The organism is Paraburkholderia sp. BCC1885 (assembly GCF_900996235.1).
Lineage (GTDB): Bacteria > Pseudomonadota > Gammaproteobacteria > Burkholderiales > Burkholderiaceae > Paraburkholderia.
In genome coordinates, this window is record NZ_CAAJGM010000030.1 from 1 (window position 1) to 700 (window position 700).

General features: G+C 67.0%; 1 protein-coding gene. It reads right to left on the bottom strand.

The window, feature by feature from the left end:
* Positions 1–700, bottom strand: a 700-nt coding sequence (locus tag FQ755_RS02320) for a phosphoribosylaminoimidazolesuccinocarboxamide synthase (RefSeq protein ID WP_144150604.1), incomplete at both ends; no start/stop codon positions are given.

The following is a 700-nucleotide window of genomic DNA, read 5'->3' on the forward strand; positions in this document are numbered from 1 at the left end:
TATTCGTCGGCCGGCCAGAAGCGCGAGGAATCGGCGGTCAGCGCCTCGTCCATCAGGTAGAGCTTGCCGTGCTCGTCGAGGCCGAACTCGAACTTGGTGTCGGCGATGATGATGCCGCGCGTGGCGGCGTAGTCGGCCGCTTCCTTGTACAGGCGAATCGAGATGTCGCGGATGGTGGCGGTCAGCTCGGTGCCGATGCGGCGCTCGCATTCCTCGTAGCTGATGTTCTCGTCGTGGTGGCCCATCTCGGCCTTGGCGGCCGGCGTGAAGATCGGCTCGGGCAGCTTCTGCGCATTCTGCAGGCCCGCCGGCAGCTCCACGCCGCACACCGCGCCGCTCGCCTGGTAGTCCTTCCAGCCGCTGCCGGCCAGGTAGCCGCTCACCACCTCCTCGACCAGGATCGGCTCCAGGCGCTTGACCACCACGCCGCGGCCGGCCACCTGCTCGACCTCGTCGGCCGCCACCACCGATTCCGGGGCGTCGCCCGTCAGGTGGTTCGGGACGATGTGCGAGAGCTTGTCGAACCAGAAATTGGCCATCTGGTTCAGCACCCGCCCCTTGTTGGGAATCGGCTCGCCCATGATGACGTCGAACGCCGACAGACGGTCGGTGGTGACGATCAGCAGCTTGTCGGTGCCGACCGCGTAGTTGTCGCGGACCTTGCCGCGACCGAGGAGCGGCAGCGAACGGAGCGTGGATT